This is a genomic window from Kitasatospora sp. NPDC051853 (assembly GCF_044452665.1).
GTDB lineage: Bacteria > Actinomycetota > Actinomycetes > Streptomycetales > Streptomycetaceae > Kitasatospora.
Genome location: NZ_JBITBY010000002.1, coordinates 404,566 through 428,597 on the forward strand (window position 1 = coordinate 404,566; position 24,032 = coordinate 428,597).

Here is a 24,032-nt window from a genome sequence, read left to right on the forward strand (position 1 = left end):
GATGGCTGACACCAGTACCCCCGACAGTTCGGCGGACGCCCGCCTGACCACCGCGCTGGCCGCCATCCGGCAGCTGCGCGGCCGGCTGGAGTCGCTGGAGAACGCCACCCGGGAGCCGGTCGCGATCGTCGGCCTGGGCTGCCGGCTGCCCGGCGGCACCGACTCCCCGGACGCCCTCTGGGAGTTGATGACCCACCGGGTGGACGCCGTGACCGAGGTGCCCGCCTCCCGGTGGGACGTGGACGGCTTCCACGACCCCGACCCGGCCACCCCCGGCCGGATGACCGCCCGCCACGGCGGGTTCATCGACCGGGTGGACGAGTTCGACCCGTACTTCTTCGGGATCTCGCCGCGCGAGGCGGCCCGGATGGACCCGCAGCAGCGGCACTTCCTGGAGGTCGCCTGGGAGGCGCTGGAGGACGCCGGGCTGACCAGGGAGGCGCTCCAGGGCAGCGGCACCGGCGTGTTCGTCGCCACCAACTCCTCGGACTACCAGCAGCTCCAGCTGCGCGACCCGATGGGCATCGACACCTTCACCGCGGCCGGCAGCGCCAACTCGCTGATCCCCAACCGGCTCTCCTACCTGTTCGACCTGCGCGGGCCGAGCCTCACGGTCGACTCGGCCTGCTCCTCCTCGCTGGTCGCGATCCACCTGGCGGTGCAGAGCCTGCGCGGCAGGGAGTGCGACGCGGCGGTGGTCGGCGGCACCAACCTGATCCTCTCGCCGGTGCCGACGATGACCTTCGACAAGATCCACGCGCTCTCCGGGGACGGCCGCTGCAAGACCTTCGACGCCCGGGCGGACGGCTACGTGCGCGGTGAGGGCATCGGGGTCGTGGTGCTCAAGCGGCTCTCCGACGCGGTCGCCGCGGGCGACCGGATCCGGGCGGTGATCCGCGGCACCGCGGTCAACCAGGACGGGCTGACCAACGGCCTGACCGCGCCGAACGGCCTGGCCCAGCGCGCGGTGATCGTCCAGGCGCTGCGCAACGCCCGGCTGGAGCCGCACCAGGTGACCATGGTCGAGGCGCACGGCACCGGCACCGCGCTGGGCGACCCGATCGAGGTCGAGGCCCTGGACGAGGTGTACGGCGCGGCCGCCGGCGAGCCCTGCGCGATCGGCTCGGTGAAGACCAACATCGGCCACCTGGAGGCCGGTTCGGGCCTGGCCGGGCTGCTCAAGGCGGCGCTCTGCATGGAGCGCCGGCAGATCGCGCCCAACCTGCACTTCGAGGAGCTCAACCCGCACATCGCGCTGGCCGACGGCAGCCGGCTCACGGTGCCCACCGCGCCGCGCGCCTGGGACGTGCCGGACGACTGCCGGCACGCCGCGGTCAGCTCCTTCGGCGCGGGCGGCACCAACGCGCACGTGGTGCTCGGCCCGGCCCCGGCGGCCGAACCGGTGCCGGCCCCGGACTCCGGCGTCCACCTGCTGCCGGTCTCGGCCCGCAGCGCCGAGGCGCTCAAGCCGCTGGTGCTGGCCTACCGGGACCACCTGCGCACCCCGGCCGGGCGCTCGGCCCGGCTGCGCGACCTCGCGTACACCGCGACCGCCCGCCGCACCCAGCACGAGTACCGCTGCGCGGTGGTCGCCGACTCGCCGGAGCAGGCCGCCGACCGGCTCACCTCCTGGCTGGACGGCAAGGCTCCGGCCTCGGTGGTCTCCGGCCGCGCCACCGCGGGGGTGCCGCGCGGCACCGTCTTCGTCTTCGCCGGGCACGGCTCCCAGTGGGCCGGCATGGGGCGGGAGTTGATGCGGGACTGCGCGGTCTTCCGGGCCGCCGTCGAGGAGTGCGACCGGGAGCTGGCGAAGTGGCTCGGCCGTTCGGTGGTCGAGGAGCTCCAGGAGCTCGACCCGGACGCGCCGCTGGACCGGCTCGACCTGGTGCAGCCCGCGCTGTTCGCGATCGCGATCGGGCTGGCCGCCCGCTGGCGCTCCTTCGGCATCGTGCCGGACCTGGTGATCGGCCACAGCATGGGCGAGGTGGCCGCCGCGCACGTGGCCGGCGCGCTCCCGCTCGCCGACGCGGCCCGGCTGGTCTGCCTGCGCTCCACCCTGCTGGAGCGGCTGCGCGGCCGGGGCGGCATGCTGGCCACCGGGCTGAGCCTGGCCAAGGCCGAGGAGCTGGTCGCCGGCTGCGCCGACCGGGTCTCGGTGGCGGTGGCCAACGGCCCGGCCTCCACCGTGCTCTCGGGCGACCCGGCCGCGCTGGCCGCGCTCGCCGCCGAGCTGCGCGGGAAGAACGTCTTCTGCCGCCCCATCAAGGTCGCGGTGGCCGGGCACAGCCCGCAGGTCGCCGAGCTGCGGGCGGACCTGCTGGCCGGGCTGGCCGGGTTCACGCCGCAGGCCTGCACGGTGCCGATGCTCTCCACCGTCACCTGCGCGCCGGTCACCGGCACCGAGCTGGACGCCGAGTACTGGTACGCCAACCTCCGTCAGCCGGTGCGGTTCTGGGAGACCGTCAGCGCCGCCGTGCACGGCCACGACGCCGGCACCTTCGTCGAGCTGGGCCCGCACCCGGTGCTCGGCTCGGCGATCGCCGACTGCCTCGACCAGGAGGAGTGCGAGGGCCTCTCGCTGCCCTCGATGCGGCGCGAGGAGCCGGAGGCGGACACCATGCTCGCGAGCCTGGGCGCGATGCACTGCCACGGCCTGCCGGTGGCCCTGCCGGCCGCCTTCGACGCCGGGGCGCAGGCCGTCCCGCTGCCCGGGTACGCCTGGCAGCGCGAGTCGTTCTGGTACACCGGCCGCCACGAGCCGCTGACACCGGCCCACTTCGGCCCGGGCGCCGTCCCGGTGGCCTCGCCGCTCACCGAGCCGGCCGCCTTCGAGGCCGGGCCCGGTGACGGGTTGGCGGACCGGATCGCCGCGGCCGCCCCGGAGGACCGCGAGCGGATCGCCACCGAGGCGGTGCTGCTGACGGTGGCCGAGGTGCTCCGGCTCGACCCGGACCGGATCGACCCGCAGGGCGGCTTCTTCCACCTCGGCATGGACTCGGTGCTGGCCGCCCAGGTGCGCACCAAGCTCTCCGCCGCGATCGACCGGAAGCTGCCCACCGCCGTGATGTTCGAGCACCCGTCGGTGGAGGCCCTCGGGCGCCACCTCGCGGAGCTGCTCACCGCCCGCCCCGCCGTCCCCGCCACCGCCGCGGCACCCGCCGCCGGGCAGGACGTCACGGACCTCTCCGAGGGCGAGCTGCTCACCCTGCTCACCGAGGAGATCAGCGCCTCGAACCCGACCGTCCCGAACCACGCCGTGGGGAGCACCCGATGACCGCACCGACCGAGGACGAGCGGCAGCAGGTGCTGCTGCGGAGCGTGCAGGAGATCCGCCGGCTGCGCGGCGAACTGGCCGCCGCCGAGCAGGCCAGGACCGAGCCGGTCGCGGTGATCGGGATGGCCTGCCGGATGCCCGGCGGCGCCCAGGACCCGGAGGGCTTCTGGGAGTTGCTCCGGGAGGGCCGGGACGGCACCGGGGACGTCCCGGCCGACCGCTTCGACGTGGACCGGATCTACGACCCGACCGGCGAGCGGCCGGGCACCACCCGCACCCGGCGCGGCGGCTTCCTGGACGGCGTCGACGGCTTCGACGCGCCGTTCTTCGGGGTCTCCCCGCGCGAGGCGGCCGTGCTCGACCCGCAGCAGCGGCTGCTGATGGAGGTCGGCTGGGAGGCCCTGGAGCACGCCGGCCAGGGTGCCGACCAGCTGGCCGGGACCACCACCGGGATCTACCTGGGCGTCACCAACCTGGACTACCCGCAGCGGGTGATCCAGGACGTCGACCCGGCCGAGCTGGACGCCTACTACGCCTGGAGCAACGCCTCCACCTTCGCGGCCGGCCGGATGTCCTACTGGCTCGGCCTGACCGGCCCCAGCCTCTCGGTGGACACCGCCTGCTCCTCCTCGCTGGTCGGCGTGCACCTGGCGGTGCAGAGCCTGCGCCGGGACGAGTGCTCGATGGCGCTGGCCGGCGGGGTGAACGTGCTGCTCGCCCCGGAGTCCTTCATCGTGCTCAGCAAGACCCGGGCGCTGGCCGCCGACGGCCGCTGCAAGACCTTCGACGCGGCCGCCAACGGCTATGCCCGGGGCGAGGGTTGCGGCATCGTGGTGCTCAAGCGGCTCTCCGACGCGATCGCCCACAACGACCGCGTCCTCGCGGTGATCCGCGGCTCCGCGGTCAACCAGGACGGCCGCAGCAGCGGCATCACGGTGCCCAACCCGGCCGCCCAGCGCGAGGTGCTGAAGGGCGCGCTGCGGGACGCCGGCGCCGAGGCGGCCGAGGTCGGCTACGTCGAGGCGCACGGCACCGGCACCCCGCTCGGGGACCCGATCGAGCTGCGCGCGCTGGCCGCGGTCTACGGCGGCCCGGAGCGCGCCGAGCCGCTGATGGTCGGCTCGGTGAAGACCAACATCGGCCACCTGGAGCCGGCCGCCGGGGTGGCCGGGCTGATCAAGGCGGTGCTGGCGCTCGGCCACGGCGAGGTGCCGCCGCACCTCAACCTGACCGAGGTCAACCCGGAGATCGGGATCGACGAACTGAACGTCACCATCCCGACCGAGGCCACCCCCTGGCCGCGCGGCGAGCGGCCCCGGCTGGCCGGCGTCAGCTCGTTCGGGGCCAGCGGCACCAACGCGCACCTGCTGGTCGCCGAGGCCCCCGAGCCGCCGGCCGCCGAACCCCGGCCGGAGCGCTCGGCCCAGCTGCTCACCCTCTCCGCCAAGACCCCGGCCGCGCTGGCCGAGCTGACCGCGCGTCACCTCGACCTGCTGGACCGGACCGCACCGGAGGGCCTGGCCGACGTCTGCTACACCGCCGCCGTCGGCCGGGCGCACTTCGCGCACCGGCTGGCCGTGGTCGGCGCCACCCCGGCCGAACTGGCCGAGCGGCTGCGGGACGGCGGTGCCACCACCGGCGAGGTGCTCCCGAGCAGCCGCCCGGGCGTGGTCTTCCTCTTCACCGGCCAGGGCGCCCAGTACCCGGGCATGGCACGGGAGTTGACCGAGACCGAGCCGGTCTTCCGGGCCGTGCTGGAGGAGTGCGCGGAGATCCTGCGGCCGCTGCTCGACCGCCCGCTGGCCGCCCTGCTCGACCCGGCGCCCGGGGACGAGGAGCTGATCCACCAGACCCGCTACACCCAGCCCGTGGTGTTCGCGGTGGAGTACGCGCTGGCCCGGCTCTGGCAGCACTGGGGCATCCGGCCGGCCGCCGTGCTCGGCCACAGCGTGGGCGAGTTGGTGGCGGCCTGCGTGGCCGGCTCGATCACCCTCGCCGACGGCCTGACCCTGGCGGTGCGGCGCGGCGAACTGATGCAGGAGCTGTGCGGGCCGGGCGCGATGGCCGCCGTGTTCGCCGCTCCGGAGACCGTCCGGGAGGCACTGGCCGGCCACACCGGGCGGCTCGCCCTGGCGGCCGTCAACGGCCCGGAGAGCGTGGTGGTCTCGGGCGAGCCGGCCGCACTGGAGGAGCTGCTCGCGGAGCTCACCGCCCGGGGCGTCCGCTCCAGGCCGATGACGGCCACCCGGGCCTTCCACTCCCCGCTGGTCGAGCCGATGCTCGACGCCTTCGAGCGGGAGGCGGCCCGGATCCCCTTCGCCGCCCCGCGGATCCCGGTGGTCTCCAACCTCACCGGTGAGGTCCTGCGCGGCGCGGACGCGTTCAGCGCCCGCTACCTGCGCGAGCACGTCCGGCAGCCGGTCGACTTCCTGGCCGGCATGACCACCCTGTTCGAGCAGGGCCACCGGGTCTTCCTGGAGACCGGCCCGGCCCCCGTGCTGCTCGGCCTGGCCAAGCGCTTCGCCCCCGAGGGCTGCGCCTTCCTGCCCTCGCTGCGGCCGAAGCAGGCCGACTGGCGGGTGCTGCTGGAGAGCCTGGGCGAGCTGTACGCCCTCGGCTTCCCGGTGGACTGGGCCCGGTACGAGGCGGACCGCCCGCGCCGCCGGGTCGACCTGCCGCTCTACCCGTTCCAGCGCAGCCGGCACTGGTACACCCCGAGCGAGCGCCGCCCGCAGGCCGCCGGCGCCCTGACGGCCGGTCAGCCGGTCGTTCCGGCCGGTCTGCTGGGCAGCCGGATCGCCTCCCCGCTGGAGACGGCCCAGTACGCGGGCCACCTCGACCCGGCCGTCCACCGCTGTCTGGGCGACTGCGTGATGGACGGCCTGACGGTGGTCAACATCGGTGTCTACCTGGAGTGCGCCTTCACCGCCGTGCGCGAACTGCACGGCCCCGGCCCGTTCCTGGTCGAGGACTGCCTGGTGCTGCAGAGCCTGGTGCTGGACCAGGACGGCGGCACGCCCACCCAGCTGCTGCTCGGCCCGGACGGCGCCTTCCAGTACCACGCCCGGCACCCGGACGGGCAGGGCGGCACCCGCTGGCTGCCGCACGCCCGGGGCCGGGTCCGGCGCGCGCCGGAGCTGGCGGAGGCGGCCGGCACCACCGATGCGCACCTGGCCGCCGTCCGGGAGGCGATCGGCGAGGAGGTCTCCTCCGACGGCTTCTACCGGCAGATGTGGCAGCGCAAGCTCTACCTCGGGCCCTCCGCGCAGTGGATCGACCGGGTCTGGCGCCGCGAGGGCGAGGCGGTGGTCCGGATGCGCCTGCCGCAGGAGGACGAGGCCGGCCGGTACCTGCTCCACCCCGGGCTGACCGACGCCACCTTCCAGTCGCTGTTCGCCTGCCTCTCCCCCGACGGCCCGGCCGACGCGGTCTACGCCCTGGTCGGGATCGACCGGCTGGAGTTCCACGAGTTCGACCCGGCACAGGTCCTGTACGCGCACGCCGTGCTGCTCCCGGCGACCGAGCCGGGCAAGCTGCTGGTGGCCGAGGTCCGGCTGGTGGACGGGCAGGGCCGCCCGGTGGTGACCGCCACCGGCGTGGTGGCCCGGCGGGCCGAGCGGAGCACGGTGCTGCGCACCGGGGCCGCCGCCGCCCCGGCCGCGGTGGCGTCGCCGGCCGCCGTTCCGGTCCAGGTCGAGCAGGGTTCGCTCGCCAGGCTGCGGGCCGCCGCACCGGGCGAACGGGCTGAGCTGATGCGGGAGTTGCTCACCACCACGGTGGCCCGCTCGCTGCGCGCCCGGCCGTCCGAGCTGAACGTGCACGAGCCGCTGCAGAACCTCGGCCTGGATTCGCTGATGGCCCTGGAGGTGAAGGACGCGCTCTCCGCCGAACTGGGCGTCGCCCTCCCGCTGGTGGCCTTCCTGGAGGGCAACGGCATCGCCGAGCTGGCCGGGACGGTGCTCGACCTGCTCGACCTGCCCGCCACCGCGTCCGCCGCGGTCACCCCGGCACCGGCGGACGCCGAGCGGCTCCCGGCCGTCCCCGACACGGCGGGCCCGCGGCGCACCGGCCTGCCGGTCATCGAGGGCGACCCGGCGGCCCGGTACGAGCCGTTCGCGCTCACCGACCTCCAACAGGCCTACCTGGTCGGCCGGTCGAACGCCTTCGCGCTCGGCAACGTCTCCACCTACTTCTTCATCGAGGTGGACCTGGAGACCGTCGACCTGGACCGGCTCGGCGAGGCCTGGCAGCGGCTGATCGCCCGGCACGACATGATGCGCGCGGTGGTGACCGAGGACGGCTACCAGCGGGTGCTGCCCGAGGTGCCCCGGTACGTCATCCGCACCACCGACCTGCGCGGTGCCTCCCCCGAGCGGCAGGCGGAGGAACTGGCCGGGATCCACCGGGAGATGAAGCGCCAGGTGCTGGACGCGGCGAGCTGGCCGATGTTCGACGTCCGGGCCACCCGGCTGGACGACCGGCGGACCAGGCTGCACGTCGGCCTGGACGCCCTGATCATGGACGCCTGGTCCACCTCGCTGGTCTTCCGCGAGTGGTCCGCGCTCTACCGGGGCGAGGAGCTGCCGGAGCTCGGGGTCACCTTCCGGGACTACGTGCTGGCCCAGCGCTCGATGGAGGGCGGCGAGCTGCACGGCAAGTCGCTGGAGTACTGGCGGGCCCGGATCGCCACCCTGCCGGCCGCGCCCGAGCTGCCGCTGGCGATGGACCCGGCCCAGCTGGACCGGCCGGAGTTCGCGCACCGCACCGGCCGGCTGGAGGAGGCGGACTGGAGCCGCTTCAAGGCCTTCGCCACCGCCTCCGGGGTGACCCCGTCCTCCGCGCTCTGCACGGTCTACTCCCAGGTGCTGGCCGCCTGGAGCAAGTCCGACCGGTTCACCCTGAACGTGCTGTTCTTCAACCGGCTGCCGATGCACCCCGAAGTCGGCGAACTGGTCGGCAACTTCACCGCGACCACGCTGCTGGAGATCGACTCCACCGCCACCGACGCCTTCGCCGTCCGGGCCGACCGGATCCAGAAGCAGCTCTGGAGCGACCTGGAGCACAGCCACGTCAGCGGCGTCCAGGTGCTGCGCGAACTGGCCAGGGCCCGCGGCGGATCGGGCCGGATGACGATGCCGGTGGTGTTCGCCTCCACGGTCAACTTCGGGGTCAAGGAGAACGCCTCCACCAACGGCTTCGCCCAGCACCTGATGTCGATGGGCGAACGCGGCGAGGAGGTGTGGAGCTCGATCCGCACCCCGCAGGTCTGGCTGGACCACCAGGCGATCGAGGACGACGGCGCGCTGGTGGTCAACTGGGACGTGGTGGAGGAGCTCTTCCCGGCCGGGATGGTGGACGCCATGTTCGCCGCCTACCTGGGCGTGCTGCGCGAGCTCTGCGCCGACCGCGCGGCCTGGCAGCGCCCGGCCCCGGTGCTGGTGCCGGACGCCGACCTGGCGCGCCGTCAGGAGCGCAACGCCACCACCGCCCCGCTGCCGGCCGGGCTGCTGCACGGGCCCTTCCTGGCCCGGGCCGCGGCCACCCCGGACGCACCCGCGGTGATCGCCCCGGACCGCACCCTGAGCTACCGCGAACTGGACGGCCTGGCCAACCGCCTGGACCGGCTGCTGCGGGAGCACGGGGCGGCGCCCGGCGAGCTGGTCGCCGTGGTCACCGAGAAGGGCTGGGAGCAGGTCCCGGCGGTGCTGGGCGTGCTCAAGTCCGGTGCCGCGTACGTCCCGGTCGACGCCGGGGTACCGGCCGAGCGGCTGCGGGTGCTGCTGGACACCGCGGGGGTCTCCACCGTGCTGACCCAGCGCCGGGTCGCGGAGCGGACGGTCTGGCCCGCCGGGGTCACCGTGCTCGCGGTGGACGGCGAGGAGGTCGCGGAGCTGCCGGACACGCCGCTGCCGGCGCCCGACACCGACCCCTCCGACCTCGCCTACGTCATCTTCACCTCGGGCTCCACCGGTGTCCCCAAGGGGGTGATGATCGAGCACAAGGCTGCGCTCAACACCGTGCTGGACGTCAACGAGCGGTTCGGCGTCACCGCCGCGGACCGGACGCTGGCGCTCTCCGCGCTCAACTTCGACCTCTCGGTCTACGACGTCTTCGGCCTGCTGGCGGCGGGCGGTGCGGTGGTGCTGCCCGAGCCCGGCGCGCTGCGCGAGCCCGCCCGCTGGGCCGGGCTGGTGCGCGAGCACGGGGTGACGGTGTGGAACACCGTGCCGACCCTGATGGAGATGCTGGCCGAGCACGAGCTGTCCGCCCCGGACGGGGCCGGACTCCCGCTCCGGGTGGTCATGATGAGCGGTGACTGGATACCGGTCACGCTGCCGGACCGGATCCGCTCGGCCGCGCCCGGCGCCGAGGTCTGGAGCCTGGGCGGCGCCACCGAGGCGGCGATCTGGTCGATCTGCCACCCGGTCGACGAGGTGCCGCCGGAGTGGACCAGCATCCCGTACGGCACGCCGATGCGCGGCCAGCGCTTCCACGTGCTGAACGCGGCGATGCAGCCCTGCCCGGTCTGGGTGCCCGGCCAGCTGCACATCGCCGGGGCCGGCCTGGCCCGCGGCTACCTGGGCGACGAGGCGAAGACCAGGGCCTCCTTCGTCCGCCACCCCTCCACCGGCGAACGGCTCTACCGCACCGGCGACCTGGGCCGCTACCTGCCGGACGGCACCATCGAGTTCCTGGGCCGGGAGGACTTCCAGGTCAAGGTCGGCGGGTACCGGATCGAGCTCGGCGAGGTCGAGGCCGCGCTGCTCCAGTGCCCGGGCGTGCGGGCCGCGGTGGCCGCCGCGGTCGGCCCGGAGCAGGGCGCCAAGCGGCTGGTCGGCTACGTGGTGCCGGAGGCGGGGACCGCGCTCACCGAGGCCGAACTGCTCGGCACCCTGCACAAGGTGCTGCCCGAGTACCTCGTCCCGCAGCGCCTGCTGGTGCTGGACGAACTGCCGCTGAGCGCCAACGGCAAGGTGGACCGCTCGGCGCTGCCCGCGCCGGACGGCAGCGGTGCCGACGGCCGCCGGGTGCGGCCGCGGGACGCGGTGGAGCAGCTGCTGGCCGACGTCTGGGGCGAGTTCTTCGACCGCCCGGGGCTCGGGGTCGGCGTCAACTTCTTCGAGCTGGGCGGCGATTCGCTCACCGCGGTGCGGATGATGGCCGAGGTCCGGCGCCGGCTGGGCCGGGAGGTCCCGCTGGCCACGCTGTTCGCCCGGCCGACGATCGAGCTGCTGGCCCAGGCGCTGCGCGAGGGCGCCGGCGCCGAGCGGTCCGCCCTGGTACCGATCCGGGACGGGGGCACCGAGCCGCCGCTGTTCTTCGTCCACCCGGTCGGCGGCGACGTGCTCTGCTACGCCGCACTGGCCTCCCGACTGGGCCCCGAGCAGCCCTTCATCGGGCTCCAAGTGCCGGACCTGACCCAGCCGTTGACCACCGTCGCGGAGCTCGCCGAGCACTACGCGGCGGCGGTCACGGCGGCCGCCCCCGAGGGCCCGGTGCGGCTCGGCGGCTGGTCGATGGGCGGCGTGATCGCCCTGGAGCTGGCCCGCCTGCTGACCGCCGCCGGACGGGAGGTGGAGTCGGTGCTGGCGGTCGACCTGCTGGAGCAGCCGCGGCCGGCCGACCCCGGCCCGGTGGACGACGCCGACCTGCTCTGCTGGTTCGCCCGGGACCTGGCCGGCCAGCGCGACTGCGACTGGACGCCCGTGCCGGAGGACTTCCGGCCCGCCGACGGCCGCAGCCCGCTGGAGGTGCTGCACGCCGAGGCCACCCGCACCGGCGCCCTGCCGCCCGGGATCGACCTGCCCGTACTGGCCCGGATCGTCGACCGCTTCACCGTCAACTCCCGTGCCCTGCTGGCCCACCAGGCCCGTCCGTACGACGGCCGGGTGACCGTGGTGCGGGGCGCGGACGGCTCCACCCGGGAGACCTCGCAGGCCTGGCTGGCGCTCTGCGGCCCCGGCAGCGAGCTGGTCGAACTGCCCGGCGACCACTTCGCGGTGGTCCGCGACCCCCGGCTGGCCGAGCTGGCCTCGCCGCTCCGCACCGACTGACCCCTCCGCAGGCCCCGCACTCCGCCGGGGAGGGCCACCGGCCTTCCCCGGCCCCACGACCGACCGAGAACCGACCCACAGGAAGCGAATCACCATGTCCCTCAAATTCGGCGCGTTCATGGCCCCGTTCCACTCCCTCACCGAGGACCCGACCACCGCGCTCTGGCGCCACCTGGAGCTGATCGAGTGGCTGGACACCCTCGGCATCGAGGAGGCCTGGCTCGGCGAGCACCACTCCGGCGGGTTCTCCCCGGTGGCCTCGCCCGAGCTGCTGCTGGCCGCCGCCGCCGAGCGCACCCGGCGGATCAAGCTGGGCACCGGCGTGGTGAGCCTGCCGTACCACCACCCGTACACCGTGGCCGGGCGCCTGGTGCAGCTGGACCACCAGAGCCGCGGTCGGATCATGATGGGCGTCGGCGCCGGCGTCTCCCCCGCCGACGCCTACATGCTGGGCATCGAGGCGGCCGACCAGCGCCGCCGGATGGCCGAGTCGCTGGACGTCGTCGTCCAGCTGCTGAACTCCACCGAGCCGGTCACCGTGAAGACCGACTGGTTCGAACTCCGGGAGGCCCGGCTCCAGTTGCGCCCGTACACCGAGCAGGGCTTCGACATCGCGGTGGCCGGCGCCGGTTCCGAGCGCGGGATGCGGCTGGCCGCCCGGCACGGCCTGGGCTCGCTGACCTTCGCCGGCCGCCCGGGCATGCGGGACCTGCCGCTGGCCCCGCTCTGGCGGGCCGCCGAGGACGAGGCCGCCAAGTGCGGGACCACGGTGGACCGTTCGAAGTGGCGGGTGGCCGTCTGCCTGCACATCGCGGACACCCGCGAGGAGGCGCTGAACCAGGTCCGCCCGGGCATGACGCACTGGTTCAAGGAGTGCGTGCGGGACACCTTCGGCGCCCCGGCCACCCTGCCGGTCGGCCGCGAGGTGGACGCCGCGGTGGAGGCCGGGACGGTGATCGTCGGCTCGGTGGACGACGCGATCGAGTCGATCGAGCGGATGCTCCAGGAGAGCGGCGGCTTCGGCACCCTGCTGGTCAACACGCACGACTGGGCCACCCGGGAGCAGGTCAAGCACAGCTTCGAGCTGCTCGCCCGCTACGTGGCCCCGCACTTCAACGGCTCGCTGGCCGGCATCCGCGCCTCGCAGCGCTGGGTCGCCGCCAACCGGGACCGGTTCGCCCTGGAGGGCGGCGCGGCGGCCAAGGCGGCCGCCACCACCGGGGCCTGACCAGGCCCCTCCCCATGACGCGCGCCCGCGGCGGCCCCGCCGCCCGGGCGCGCGCCCGTTCCCGCACCGGCCACCGGAACACCCCTGTCCCCTCGACCTGATGGAGCGTCGGAGATGCCCGCACTGACCGAACAGCCCGCCCCGCCCACCGTCGACGCACAGACCTTCCGGGACGCGATGGCCCTGCTGGCCGCGCCGACCACCATCGTCACCACCCTGGACCAGGACGGCCGGCCCTGGGGGTTCACCGCCAGCGCCGTCACCTCCGTCTCGCTCGACCCGCCGCTGCTGCTGGTCGGTGTCGGCCGGACCTCCAGCTGCCACCGGGCGCTGGTCACCGCCCGGGAGTTCGTGGTCAACGTGCTCGGCGAGCAGCACCAGGACATGGCCCGGCGGTTCGCCCGCCACGGCGTGGACCGGTTCGCCGGCGGCGGCCTCACCACCCTGGACGGCCTGCCCTGTCTGCCGGACGCCCGGGTGGTGCTGCGCTGCCGCACCACCCAGGTCACCCCGGCCGGCGACCACGACCTGCTGCTCGGCACGGTGGCCGAGGCCCGGATCGGCCTGCCCGGCCGGTCACTGGTCTGGTACCAGCGGGCCTTCCACACCACCGGCTGACGGCCCGTCCGCAGACGGCTGCGGCCCCGGCGGACGATCCGCCGGGGCCGCAGCCGTTGTGCCGCACCTCGCTCAGCCCTCCTCCAGCCGCAGCGCCCGGCTCGGGCAGACCTCCGTGGCGGCCCGCCAACTCGCCAGCCGCTCCTGGTCGGTGGCGGTGCCGAGGACCAGCACCAGGCCGTCCTCCTCGCTCTGCTCGAACAGACCCGGGTCGGTGCGCACGCACTGCCCGGCCCCGGTGCACCGGTCCCGGTCCAGCACCATCCGGGCGCCGGCCGCCCCGGCCGTCACCACGCCACCGGCACGGAGCGCACGCCGTACAGCAGGCCCTGGTACTTGTACGGGAGTTCGGCCGCCGCCGCGTCCAGCCGCAGGGTCGGCACCCGGCGCAGCAGCGTGCCGTAGGCGATCTCCAGCTCCAGCCGGGCCAGGTTCTGGCCGATGCACTGGTGGATGCCGTGGCCGAAGGCCACGTGCTGGCGGGAGCTGCGGTGGATGTCCAGCACCTCCGGGTCCTCGAACTGCCGCGGGTCGCGGTTGGCCGCGCCGCCCGCCGCGATCAGGCCCTCGCCCGCCCGGATCAGCACGCCGCCGAGCTCGATGTCCTCGGTGGCGGTCCGGAAGGTGGCCAGGTCGGCGACGCTGAAGTAGCGCAGCAGCTCCTCGACCGCCTGCGGCAGCAGCGCCGGGTCGGCCCGCAGCGCGGCCAGCTGCTCCGGGTGCTCCAGCAGCGCGACGGTGCCCAGGCCGATCATGCTGGTCGCGGTCTCGTGGCCGGCGTTCAGCAGCACCATGGCGGTGCTGATGACCCGTTCGGCGTCGTACTCGCCGGTCTCCCGGTAGCGGACGATCAGACGGCTGATCAGGTCCTGCTCGGGCGCCTTCTCCTTGGCGGCCACCAACTCGCCCAGGAAGACCCGGGTCTCGGCCATCGCGGCACCGACCTGGGCCGGGGTGCTGCCGGCCCCGACCAGGGTCTCGGTGATCCGGGTGAAGGTCTCCCGGTGCTCGTAGGCCACCCCGAGCAGCTCGCAGATCACCATCGCGGGCACCGGGACGGCCAGCGCCTCCATCAGGTCGGCCCGGCCGGGCAGTTCGAGCATCGCGTCGATCCGCTCGTCGACGATCTCCTGTATCCGCCCGCGCATGCCCTGGATCCGCTTGACGGTGAACTCGTTGGTCACCATCCGGCGGTGGGTGGTGTGCTCCGGCGGGTCGAGCGCGATCAGCGGGGTGGTGGCGGGGCGCAGCGCGGCGGGCGGCACCGGCACCAGCCGGGGGCAGCCGGGCAGGGTGCGGTCCGAGCTGACCCGCGGGTCGGCCAGGATCTGCCGGACCAGGGCGTGGCCGGTGACCAGCCAGGCGGTGCCGCCGGTCGGCAGCGTCACCTTGGCGACCGGTGCCCGCTCGCGGAGCTCGGCGTACTCGGCGGCCGGGTCGAACGGACACCTGCGGGGTGTCGGGAAGGCCCGGACGTCGCTCCCGGCCTCGGGCAGCACGGTGTCGGTCATGCTGGACTCCTGTGGTGAAGAGGGCTGTTGGGGAAAAACAGCCGGGTGGCCGCCGGCGCGCAGGCGCGTCGGCGGCCACCCGGGGGCAGGGCCTGCCGGACCCTGGGGCCACGGGGCCCAGGGGCTGCTGGGTCCAAGGACTACTGGGCCCAGGGGACTACTTGGCCCAGGGCAGCGGCTGCCGGGCGTCGTTGCCCGGCGCGCCGGCCTGGCCGTCCGGCAGCATGGCGACCAGCGCGCGGCCCGGGCCCTCGAGCACCCGGAACTGACGGGCCGTCTCGCCCTTGAGCACCAGGCACTCGCCGTCGGTGACCTTGGCGTCCTCGCCGTCCACGCTGAACTCGAAGGTGCCGCCGATGACCATCCACACCTGGTCGCGGGTGATCACGTGCACCGGCGACTCGGCACCCTCGGTCATCTCGACCCGCCAGCTGGACACCTCGTGGCTGCCCTGGCTGGGGCCGGCCAGGGCGGTGGTCACCGCGGCCGGGGTGGTGATGGTCCGCTCCTCGGTCTGCCTGATCACGTGCATGGGGAACTCCCGGAAATAGAACAACTGGAAAAACTCGGCAGTGAAAAGAATCCCTTTCCCCGTCCTTCCGGACAACCCCTGTCCGACCCCAGTCGCGCGGGTACCCCAGAATGCCTTTCCTGGGGTGGTGAACGGAGCTCCGGCCGCGCCGGAAGGAGCAGGATTATGTCCGGCCCATTCTGCTCTTCCGCTGACAGGGAGTTGTTATGCATACGGAGATCGGCCGGGGGCGCCGCGAGGCGGTCCTGGTCCTGCTCGCCCTCACCGGTCTGGTCGTGGTCATGGACCTCACGATCCAGAACGTCGCGCTGGAGACGATCCAACGCGATCTGCACGCCTCCAGTGCGGGGCTCCAGTGGTCGCTGGACGCCTACCTGATCACCTTCGCGGCCTTCATCTTCACCGGCGGCGTCTCGGCCGACCGGTTCGGCCGGAAGAGGACCCTGCTGGCCGGCCTGATCCTGTTCGGCATCTCCTCGACGCTGGCCGCCACTTCGGGCTCGATCGGCGAACTGATCCTGTGGCGCAGCCTGATGGGCGTCGGCGCCGCGCTGGTGCCGCCGGTCTCGCTGGCGATCCTGATCAACGTCTTCCCGCCCGCCGAGCGCCCCCGGGCGATCGGCTGGTGGGCCGGGGCGGCCGGGATCGCGCTGGCGGTCGGCCCGCTGGTCGGCGGCCTGCTGCTGGAGGCGCTCTGGTGGGGCTCGGTCTTCCTGGTCAACGCGCCGGTGATCCTGCTGGCGATCGCGCTGATCGTCTGGCTGGTGCCCGAGTCCCGGAACCCGAACGACAACAGCTTCGACCCGCTCGGCGTGCTGATCTCGATCCTGGCCGTCGCCGCGCTGGTCTACGGCATCGTCCAGGGCGGCGAGGGGGGCGACTGGCTGGCCCCGGACACCGCCGGCCCGCTGCTGGCCGGGATCGCGCTGACCGTGCTGCTGGTCAAGGTGGAGGGGCGGATGGCGCACCCGGCGCTCGACCTGAGCTTCCTGCGCGGCGCCCGCTACTCGGCCGGCACCTTCTCGCTCGGCCTCGGCTTCTTCGCGGTGCTGGGCGCCTTCTTCATCACCGCGCTGTACTTCCAGGGCGTGCACGGCTACTCGCCGTTCGAGGCCGGGCTGCTGATGCTGCCGATGGGTCTCGGCTCCTGGCTGATGTCCTTCCGCTCCGCCAAGCTGGCCGCCCGCTTCGGCGCCGGCCCGGTGGTCGGCGGCGGGGCGCTGGCGCTGGCGGTGGCCTTCCTGGGCTTCGCCCTGATGGACGGCCGGACGAACGTGGTCCTGATCGCGGTGGCCCAGCTGCTCTTCGGCCTGGGCTGGGGCAGCATGGTCGCCCCCGCGACGGCCGCGCTGATGTCCGACGTCCCGCCGGTGAAGGCCGGGGCGGGCCAGGCCGTCTCCCAGACGGTCCGTCAGGTGGCCGGCGCGCTGGGCGTCGCGGTGGTCGGCAGCGTGCTGGCGGTCGGCTACCGCTCCTCGATCGGCTCGGCGGTGGACGTCCTCCCGGAGGGCGCCCGTGAGCAGGCCGCGACCTCGCTGGGCGGCACCCTGCGGGCCGCCGCCCAGGCCGGTCTGGAGCCGGGGCAGGCGGCCGCGTTGGCCGACCGGGCGACCCGGGCCTACCTGGACGGCATGCAGCTCACCATGCTCACCCTGACCGCCGTCTCGCTGCTGGCGGCGTTCATCGCGTTCCGCTGGCTGCCCGGCGCTCCGAAGGCCGCCCCGGCCCCGGCCCCGGCGGCCGCCGCGGGGCAGCCGGCCGAGGGCGAACCCGCCCGCGCGTGAGACCCGGCAGAAGGAGGCGGGCCCCGGACGAATCCGGGGCCCGCCTCCTCGCGTTCCGTCTCCTCGGGCCCGCGGTCAGCCCGCCAGGACGGCGCTGTGCCGGGGCACCGCCCGGAAGCCGAGGCCGGTCTTGCGGCCCAGGTGGCCGAGGCGCACCAACTGCTCCAGCAGCGGGGCCGGGGCGAACTCCGGGGTCTGGAACGCCTCGTGCAGCTGCCGCAGGATGGCCAGCGAGACGTCCAGGCCGACGGCGTCCAGCAGGGCGAACGGCCCCATCGGGTGGCCGAAGCCCCGGGTCACCGCGTCGTCCAGCTCCTCCACCCCGATGTCGGGGCGGTCCAGCATCCGCACCGCGCTGCCCAGGTAGGGGAAGAGCAGGTAGTTGACGATGAAGCCGGCCCGGTCCGGGCAGTCCACCCCGGTCTTGCCGAGCCGGGCGCAGAACGCCCGGCCCAGCGCCAGCACCGCCTCGTCGGTCCGCTCGGTGCGGACCACCTCGACCAGCCGCATCACCGGGGCCGGGTTGAAGAAGTGCAGCCCGAGCACCCGGCCGGGCCGGGTGGTGGCCCGGGCGCAGTCCGCCACCGAGAGGCTGGAGGTGGTGGTGGCCAGCACCGCGTCCGGGCGGCAGATCCCGTCCAGCCGGGCGAACAGCTCCTGCTTGACCGCCAGGTCCTCGGCCACCGCCTCGACCACCAGGTCGCAGCCGGCCAGCGCGGCCAGGTCCTCGGTGCCGGTCAGCCGGCCCAGGGTGGCGGTCTTGGCCTCCGCGGCGATCCGGCCGCGCCGCACCCCGCGCTGGAGGGAGTCGCCGACGGCGGCCAGCGCGGCCTCGGCCTTCTCCCGGCTGCGGGCCACCAGCACCGTGGAGTACCCGGCGCCGGCCACCACCTCGGCGATGCCGCGGGCCATCGCGCCCGAGCCGAGCACCCCGACCCGGCGCAGCTCGCACGGGGCGCCCGCGCCGTCCGCCGCGGCCCGGTCGATCCGGGCGCCCAGGCCGTCGTAGGTGTGGAACCCGCTCTCGGTCTTGCGGCCCAGCAGGCCCGCCTCGACCATCCGGGTGAGCAGCGGCGCGGGCGCGAAGGAGGCGGCGCCGACGGACTGGTGAAGGCCCGTCAGGACCTCGTGCGCGGTGTCCAGGCCGATCCGGTCGAGCAGCTCCAGCGGCCCGTACGGCAGGCCGCAGCCGAGCCGCATGGCGGCGTCGATGTCGCCGGCCCGGGCGTAGCCCTGCTCGTAGAGGTCCACGGCCCGGTTCAGGTAGCCGTAGACCAGGGCCGTCGCGGCGTCGCCGGTCCGGGCGCCGATGGCCGCCTCGGTCAGGCCGAGCTCCTGCACCAGGGTGCGGACGGCGGCCAGGCACTCGGGCGCGGTGGTCGCCGTGCCGGTCAGCGTGACGCCGCCGGCGCCGCCCGGCGGCAGGAAGCAGCGCAGCTCCACGGTGTGCCCGGGGCGGCCGGCCGCGATCGCCAGGTAGGAGACGGCGGTGGCCGAGCCGGTGGTGACCAGCGGGGTGCCCGGCGCGCACACCCGGTCCAGCATCCGGAGCACCTCGATCTTGGTCTTCCGGTGGTCCGGCACCGCCTCGACCACCAGGTCGGCGGCGGCCAGCTCGGCCGGGTCGGTGCCGAAGCTGACGGCCCGTCCGGTGACGAGCACCGTGCCGGCCGGCCCGCCGTCCGCCGTGCCGTCCGCCGCGGCCCGGGCGGCGGCCGCCCGGCGGGCCACCCGCTCCAGCACCGCCGGGTCGCGGTCGACGCCGATGACCCGGTGGCCGGCCGCGGCCGCCAGGCCGAGCAGCGCCTCCCCGACCGTGCCCAGGCCCACGATCCCGATCGTGCGCCGGGTCTGCTCCGTCGTCAGCTCTCTCATCGTCACTGCCTCCTGCATCTCGGACATGGCGTCAGGTGGTGCTGCGGAACCGGTTGATGGCCGGCAGGTGCTTCGCGCGCAGTGCGTGGTCGCGGACGCCCAGGCCCTCCTCGGGGGCCAGGCAGAGCACGCCGACCTTGCCGCTGTGCCGGTTGGCGTGCACGTCGGCCGTGGCCCGGCCGGCCTCGGCCAGCGGGTAGACGGCCGACAGGGTGGGGTGGACCATGCCGCGGGCGATCAGGCGGTTGGCCTCCCACGCCTCCCGGTAGTTGGCGAAGTGCGTGCCGACGATCCGCTTGAGGTGCATCCACAGGTAGCGGTTGTCGTACTGGTGCATGAAGCCGGAGGTGGAGGCGCAGGTGACCACGGTGCCGCCCTTGCGGGTCACGTACACCGAGGCGCCGAAGGTCTCCCGGCCCGGGTGCTCCAGCACCACGTCCACGTCCTCGCCGCCGGTCAGTTCGCGGATCCGGGCGCCGAACCGGCGCCACTCGCCCGGGTCCTGGGTCTGCGGGTCCTTCCAGAACCGGTAGTCCTCGGCCGAGCGGTCGATCACCAGCTCGGCGCCCATCGAGCGGACCAGTGCGGCCTTCTCCGGGCTGGAGACCACGCAGACCGGCAGCGCGCCGCCGTTCAGCGCCAGCTGGGTGGCGTACGAGCCGAGCCCGCCGGCCGCGCCCCAGACCAGCACCACGTCGCCCTGCTTCATCCCCGCGCCGTTGCGGGAGACCAGCTGGCGGTAGGCGGTGGAGTTGACCAGCCCGGAGCAGGCCGACTCCTCCCAGGTCAGGTGGTCCGGCTTGGGCATCAGCTGGTTGGCCTTGACCACGGCGAGCTCGGCCAGGCCGCCGAAGTTGGTCTCGTAGCCCCAGATCCGCTGCTCCGGGTCGAGCATGGTGTCGGCGTGCCCGTCCGGGCTCTCCAGCTCGACCGAGAGGCAGTGCGCCACCACCTCGTCGCCCGGCCGCCAGCGGCGCACGCCCGGTCCGGTGCGCAGCACCACGCCGGACAGGTCCGAGCCGAGCACGTGGTACGGCCGGTCGTGCTGGGCCGCGGCCGGGCCGCCGGAGCGGGCGTAGCGCTCCAGGAAGCCGAAGGTGGAGACCGGCTCGAAGATCGAGCTCCACACCGTGTTGTAGTTGACCGCGCTGGCCATCACGGCGACCAGCGCCTCGCCCGGGCCGAGCTCCGGGGTGGGGACCTCCTCGACCCTCAGCGACCTGCGCGGGTCCTTGTCCCGGCCGGCCGCCCCGGCGAACATGCCGGCGTCCTCCTTGCGGACCAGACAGCCGCGGTAGGCCTCCGGCACGGGCAGGGCGGCGTAGTCCGCGGCCACCGCCCCACCGGAGAGAATCGTTTCGATGATTTCCTTCATGGAAATCGACCGTAGGCCGGTGGCCGGTGGCGGATAACCCCTAGCGGCACGTTCCCGGCCCTACGGTCCGGGGCTTTCCGAGCCTGCCGCGCTAGGGGTTGCCATTCCCTTCCGGGCGCTGCGAGATTTTTTCCACCAGGCCCCAGGAAAGGAAAAGGACATGACGGAACCGACCGCCGCCGATCTCTGGATCAGGCGTTTCCACGCCGCCCCCGGCGCCCGCGTCCGGCTGGTCTGCCTGCCGCACGCGGGCGGCTCGGCCAGCTTCTACTTCCCGGCCTCCCGGGCGCTGGCCCCCCAGGTGGACGTGCTCGCGGTGCAGTACCCGGGCCGCCAGGACCGGCACACCGAGCCGCCGGTGGACGACCTGGACACCCTGGCCGGCCGGATCTGCGCCGCCCTGCTGCCGTACACCGACCTGCCGCTGGCGCTGTTCGGCCACAGCATGGGCGCCCTGCTGGCCTTCGAGGTGGCCCGCCGGCTGGAGACCCACGGGGTCCGGCTGGTCCAGCTGATGGTCTCCGGCCGGCGCCCGCCGTGCCTGCCCGAGTGGGGCCGCACCCACCTGCTGCCGGACGAGCAACTCCTCGACGACCTGAGGGCGTTGGACGGAACATCGGCCCAACTCCTGGGCGACGAGGAGCTGATGAGGATGCTGCTGCCGACGCTGCGGGCCGACTACCGGGCGGTGGAGACCCACCGGCACCGGATCGGCCCGCCGCTCGGCTGCCCGATCACCGTGCTCACCGGCGACCGGGACCCGAAGGTCACCCCGCTGGAGGCGTGCCGCTGGTCCGAGCACACCACCGAGGGGTTCGACCTCCGGGTCTACCCGGGCGGCCACTTCTACCTGTCCGAGCAGCTGCCCGCGGTGCTGGAGACCATCACCGAGCGGCTGGCTCACCGCGACCCGAGCGCCGAGGGCAGGTCGCTGCGGCGGCCCACGTTGAGCTTGCGGTAGGCCCGGGTCAGGTGCTGCTCCACGGTGCTGACCGTGACGTAGAGCCGCTTGGCGATCTCCCGGTTGGTGTACCCGTGCACCGCCAGCTCGGCGACCCGGCGCTCGGCGTCGCTGAGCACCAGCTCGGCGGTCGAGCGGTCGGCCTCCTCGGCGCCGTCCGGCCCGTCGCCGCGCTGGCCGAGCTCGGCGCCGAGGATCCGGGTGAGCGGCGTGGCCTCGCACTCCTGGGCCAACTCCCAGGCGCGGCGGCCGCTCAGCCGGGCCCGGCGCAGCTCCCCCAGGTCCTGGTAGGCCCGGGTGAGGTCGGTGAGCGCCAGCGCCTCCTCGTACCGGTCCCCGGCCTCCCGCAGCACGTCGGCCGACTTGCGCAGCAGGGCCGGCCGCTGGCGCAGCTCGTACGTCCCGGCCAGCAGCCGCATCGCCACCCCGCGGGTGCGCACCGAGGAGGGCGTGCAGAGCCCGAGCTGCTCCTCCGCCAACTGCCGTGCGTCGTCCCGCTCGCCGAGCCGCAGCAGGGTCTCGGCGCAGTCGCTGCGCCAGGCGATCAGCCCCGGCACGTCCAGGCCCCAACGGTGCATCAGGTCGCCGCAGGCCCGGAAGTCGCCGAGCGCCGCCTCGTACCGGCCGAGCGAGAGCTGGTGGCGGCCGCGGGCGCGCAGGTAGTGCAGCCCGTACCGGCTCTCCAGCATCGCCTCGGGCACCGGCAGGGTGAGCTGGTCCACCGCCTCGTCGTACCGGCCCATCGCGGTCAGCGCGGTGAGCAGGCTGGCCAGCGAGGCGCCGACCGCGACGCCCCAGCTGCTCGGCGGCACGATCTCCAGCGCCTGCCGGGCGTACCGGGCGGCCTGCGGCAACTCGCCCTGGCGCAGGCTGATCTCGGCCCGGATGGTGGAGAGCCGGGCCTGCCGGCCGGGTGACTGCCGGTCCACCGCCTCCTGGATCAGGCCGTCGCACCAGGGCGCGGCCCGGTCGGCCCGCTCGGCGAAGGTCAGCGCCAGCAGCGCCGACTCCACGGTGTCCATGCCCATCTCGTCCAGCCGGGCGCTGCGCAGGATCCGCTCCGCCTCGGCCACCACCGGCTCGGACGGCCCCTCGCTCAGCACGGTGTCCAGCACCGAGGCGGCGTCCAGCCGGTGACTGACCTTCACGCTCGGCGCGGCGGCGCCCGGCCGGCCCTCCTCCGGCTCCGGCACCAGCTCGGCGAACGGGGCGTAGGAGCAGCGCATCCACGGCCGGGTGGTGCGCAGTTCGGCCGCGGTCTGCGGGTCCTGGGCCGCGGCCGAGCCGGCCACGGTGGCCAGCACGTCCTTGGCGTCCTGGTAACGGCCGTGCCAGAGCAGGGCCTTGGCGAGCACCAGGGCGTCGCTGCCGGGCAGGTGGCCGGCCCGCAGGGCCTCGGTCAGCTCGTCCAGGTGCGGGGCCGGTGCCCCGGGGTTGACCCGCCACTCGGCCCGGACCAGCGACATCCGCAGCTTGGCCAGCCGGGGCTGGTCGGCGCAGATCCGGCAGGCCAGCTTGAGGTAGTCGATCGCGGGGCCGACCCGGCCCTCGCCGAGCGCCAGCCCGGCCGCCTCCTCCAGCACCGGCAGCACCCAGTCCGGCTCCGCCCAGTCGGCGGCGACCAGGTGCTCGGCGATCACCGGCGCGGGCGCGCCGTCCTGGTGGGCGAGTTCGGCCGCCCGGCGGTGCAGCGCGAGCCGGTCGGCCGGCTCCATCGACATCAGCACGGCCGAGCGGGCCACCGGGTGGCGGTAGTGGCCGGCCTCCAGCAGCCCGGCCGCGTTCAGCCGGAACAGCGTCAGCGCCACCACCCCGCGCTCCAGCCCGAGCAGCCGGTCCAGCGAGTCCGGGGCGCCCAGCACGGCCAGCCCGTGGCCGAGCCGGAGCAGCGCCGGGCCGCCCTGGTGCAGGCAGGAGAGCAGCGCCTGGCCGTAGCCGTCGCCCACTGCGGGCAGGTCCGGCGCCCCGCCGGTCCGGACCGCCGTGGCGTGGTCCTCCAGCAGCGCGCCGACCAGCAGCGGGTTGCCGCCGCTGACGGCGTGGTACTCGGCGGCCACCCCCGCGGCGGCCGCCGCACCGAACCGCTCGGCCGCCAGGTCGGCCACCCCGGCCGGGCCGAGCAGCGCCAACGGCACGCCCCGGCTGTACGGCCGGCGCAGCAGGTCGAGCCGGAACGCGCTGTGCCGGTGGGCCGGCTTGTCACCGTGGCTCAGCACCGCCATCACCCGGGCGGTGCGCAGCCGCCGGGAGAGGTGGGCGAGCACCGCCAGCGAGGCCTGGTCGGCCTCGTGCACGTCGTCCACCACCACCGCCACCGGCTGACGCTCCGCCAGGCCGAGCAGCAGCAGGCAGAGCCCGTTCACCGTCGGGTGGCCGAGCGGCTCCCCCGCGGCGGCCGGGGCGAGCAGCCGCTCCGCCTCGGCCCGCTCCGCCTCGGTCAGCGGCGCGGAGTGCAGCAGCTGGCCGAGCACCCCGAACGGGACGTCCCCCTCGGCGGCCGAGGCGACCGCGGTCAGCGCCACCGCGCCCAGGTCCGCGGCCCGCTCGGTGAAGACGTCCAGCAGTGCGGTCTTGCCCACTCCGACGGTGCCGCTGACCAGGGCGATCCGGCCCCTGCCCCGCAGCGCGTCCTCCAGCATGGTGGCCAGCATCGACAGCGCGGCCTCCCGCTCGACCAGCATCATCCCCGTCCGTCCTCTCCCCGTGTCATGGCATCTCTCCTGCAATGTGGCAGCGCGGCGGTCACCCGGGGCCGAAGGCCCCAGGGGCGCGAGGCTCTGCGGATGTGCGGCTCCGCCGCGTGGGCGCGAATCGGAAGGC

At 74.9% G+C, this 24,032-nt stretch carries 12 protein-coding genes; 6 read left to right on the forward strand and 6 right to left on the reverse strand.

Annotated features, from left to right (window positions below; translation table 11 throughout):
* Nucleotide 1 precedes the first annotated feature (1 nt).
* From ACIA8O_RS06535 to ACIA8O_RS06550, 4 genes are all read left to right on the forward strand, one after another.
* Nucleotides 2-3,274 (forward strand): type I polyketide synthase, encoded by a 3,273-nt coding sequence (locus ACIA8O_RS06535; RefSeq protein WP_396292430.1) that lies wholly within the window; start codon nucleotides 2-4, stop codon nucleotides 3,272-3,274.
* The gene (locus ACIA8O_RS06540) at nucleotides 3,271-11,328 is read left to right on the forward strand and encodes an amino acid adenylation domain-containing protein (protein ID WP_396292431.1); all 8,058 of its coding nucleotides are present in this window, start codon (nucleotides 3,271-3,273) and stop codon (nucleotides 11,326-11,328) included. The genes ACIA8O_RS06535 and ACIA8O_RS06540 overlap by 4 nt, the downstream gene beginning before the upstream one ends.
* Nucleotides 11,329-11,422: 94 nt before the next feature.
* Complete coding sequence (locus ACIA8O_RS06545) at nucleotides 11,423-12,556, forward strand: LLM class flavin-dependent oxidoreductase (RefSeq protein WP_396292432.1); 1,134 nt, start codon at nucleotides 11,423-11,425, stop codon at nucleotides 12,554-12,556.
* Between the two features lie 114 nt (nucleotides 12,557-12,670).
* Nucleotides 12,671-13,174: a flavin reductase family protein gene (locus ACIA8O_RS06550; RefSeq protein WP_396292433.1), complete on the forward strand. Its 504-nt coding sequence runs from the start codon at nucleotides 12,671-12,673 to the stop codon at nucleotides 13,172-13,174.
* Between the two features lie 72 nt (nucleotides 13,175-13,246).
* Here the strand turns inward: ACIA8O_RS06550 and ACIA8O_RS06555 are convergent, their stop codons facing one another.
* The 3 genes from ACIA8O_RS06555 to ACIA8O_RS06565 form a co-directional block, all read right to left on the reverse strand.
* On the reverse strand, nucleotides 13,247-13,465 hold the full coding sequence (locus ACIA8O_RS06555) for a ferredoxin (RefSeq protein WP_396292434.1): 219 nt from the start codon (nucleotides 13,463-13,465) through the stop codon (nucleotides 13,247-13,249).
* Nucleotides 13,462-14,685, reverse strand: a complete 1,224-nt coding sequence (locus ACIA8O_RS06560; RefSeq protein WP_396292435.1) for a cytochrome P450 — start codon at nucleotides 14,683-14,685, stop codon at nucleotides 13,462-13,464. Before ACIA8O_RS06560 ends, ACIA8O_RS06555 begins: the two co-directional genes overlap by 4 nt.
* Before the next feature lie 157 nt (nucleotides 14,686-14,842).
* Nucleotides 14,843-15,217 (reverse strand): cupin domain-containing protein, encoded by a 375-nt coding sequence (locus tag ACIA8O_RS06565; RefSeq protein WP_396292436.1) that lies wholly within the window; start codon nucleotides 15,215-15,217, stop codon nucleotides 14,843-14,845.
* A 206-nt stretch (nucleotides 15,218-15,423) separates the two neighbouring features.
* Here ACIA8O_RS06565 and ACIA8O_RS06570 point away from each other — a divergent pair, with 206 nt between their 5' ends.
* Nucleotides 15,424-17,001 carry an MFS transporter gene (locus ACIA8O_RS06570; RefSeq protein WP_396292437.1) on the forward strand — a complete coding sequence of 526 codons (1,578 nt, stop codon included), beginning with the start codon at nucleotides 15,424-15,426 and terminating at the stop codon, nucleotides 16,999-17,001.
* Between the two features lie 75 nt (nucleotides 17,002-17,076).
* On the opposite strand, the gene ACIA8O_RS06575 is transcribed toward ACIA8O_RS06570, so the two are convergent.
* Nucleotides 17,077-18,876, reverse strand: a complete 1,800-nt coding sequence (locus ACIA8O_RS06575; protein ID WP_396292438.1) for a 3-hydroxyacyl-CoA dehydrogenase family protein — start codon at nucleotides 18,874-18,876, stop codon at nucleotides 17,077-17,079.
* A 31-nt stretch (nucleotides 18,877-18,907) separates the two neighbouring features.
* Entirely contained in the window at nucleotides 18,908-20,251 is a 1,344-nt protein-coding gene (ccrA, locus tag ACIA8O_RS06580; protein ID WP_396292439.1) for a crotonyl-CoA carboxylase/reductase, read from the reverse strand.
* Between the two features lie 160 nt (nucleotides 20,252-20,411).
* Between ccrA and ACIA8O_RS06585 the strand changes: the two genes are divergently transcribed.
* The gene (locus ACIA8O_RS06585) at nucleotides 20,412-21,212 is read left to right on the forward strand and encodes a thioesterase II family protein (RefSeq protein WP_396292440.1); all 801 of its coding nucleotides are present in this window, start codon (nucleotides 20,412-20,414) and stop codon (nucleotides 21,210-21,212) included.
* Here the strand turns inward: ACIA8O_RS06585 and ACIA8O_RS06590 are convergent.
* The gene (locus ACIA8O_RS06590; protein WP_396292441.1) at nucleotides 21,152-23,896 is read right to left on the reverse strand and encodes an AAA family ATPase; all 2,745 of its coding nucleotides are present in this window, start codon (nucleotides 23,894-23,896) and stop codon (nucleotides 21,152-21,154) included. The two genes, ACIA8O_RS06585 and ACIA8O_RS06590, sit on opposite strands and share 61 nt — an antisense overlap.
* Nucleotides 23,897-24,032: the final 136 nt, after the last annotated feature.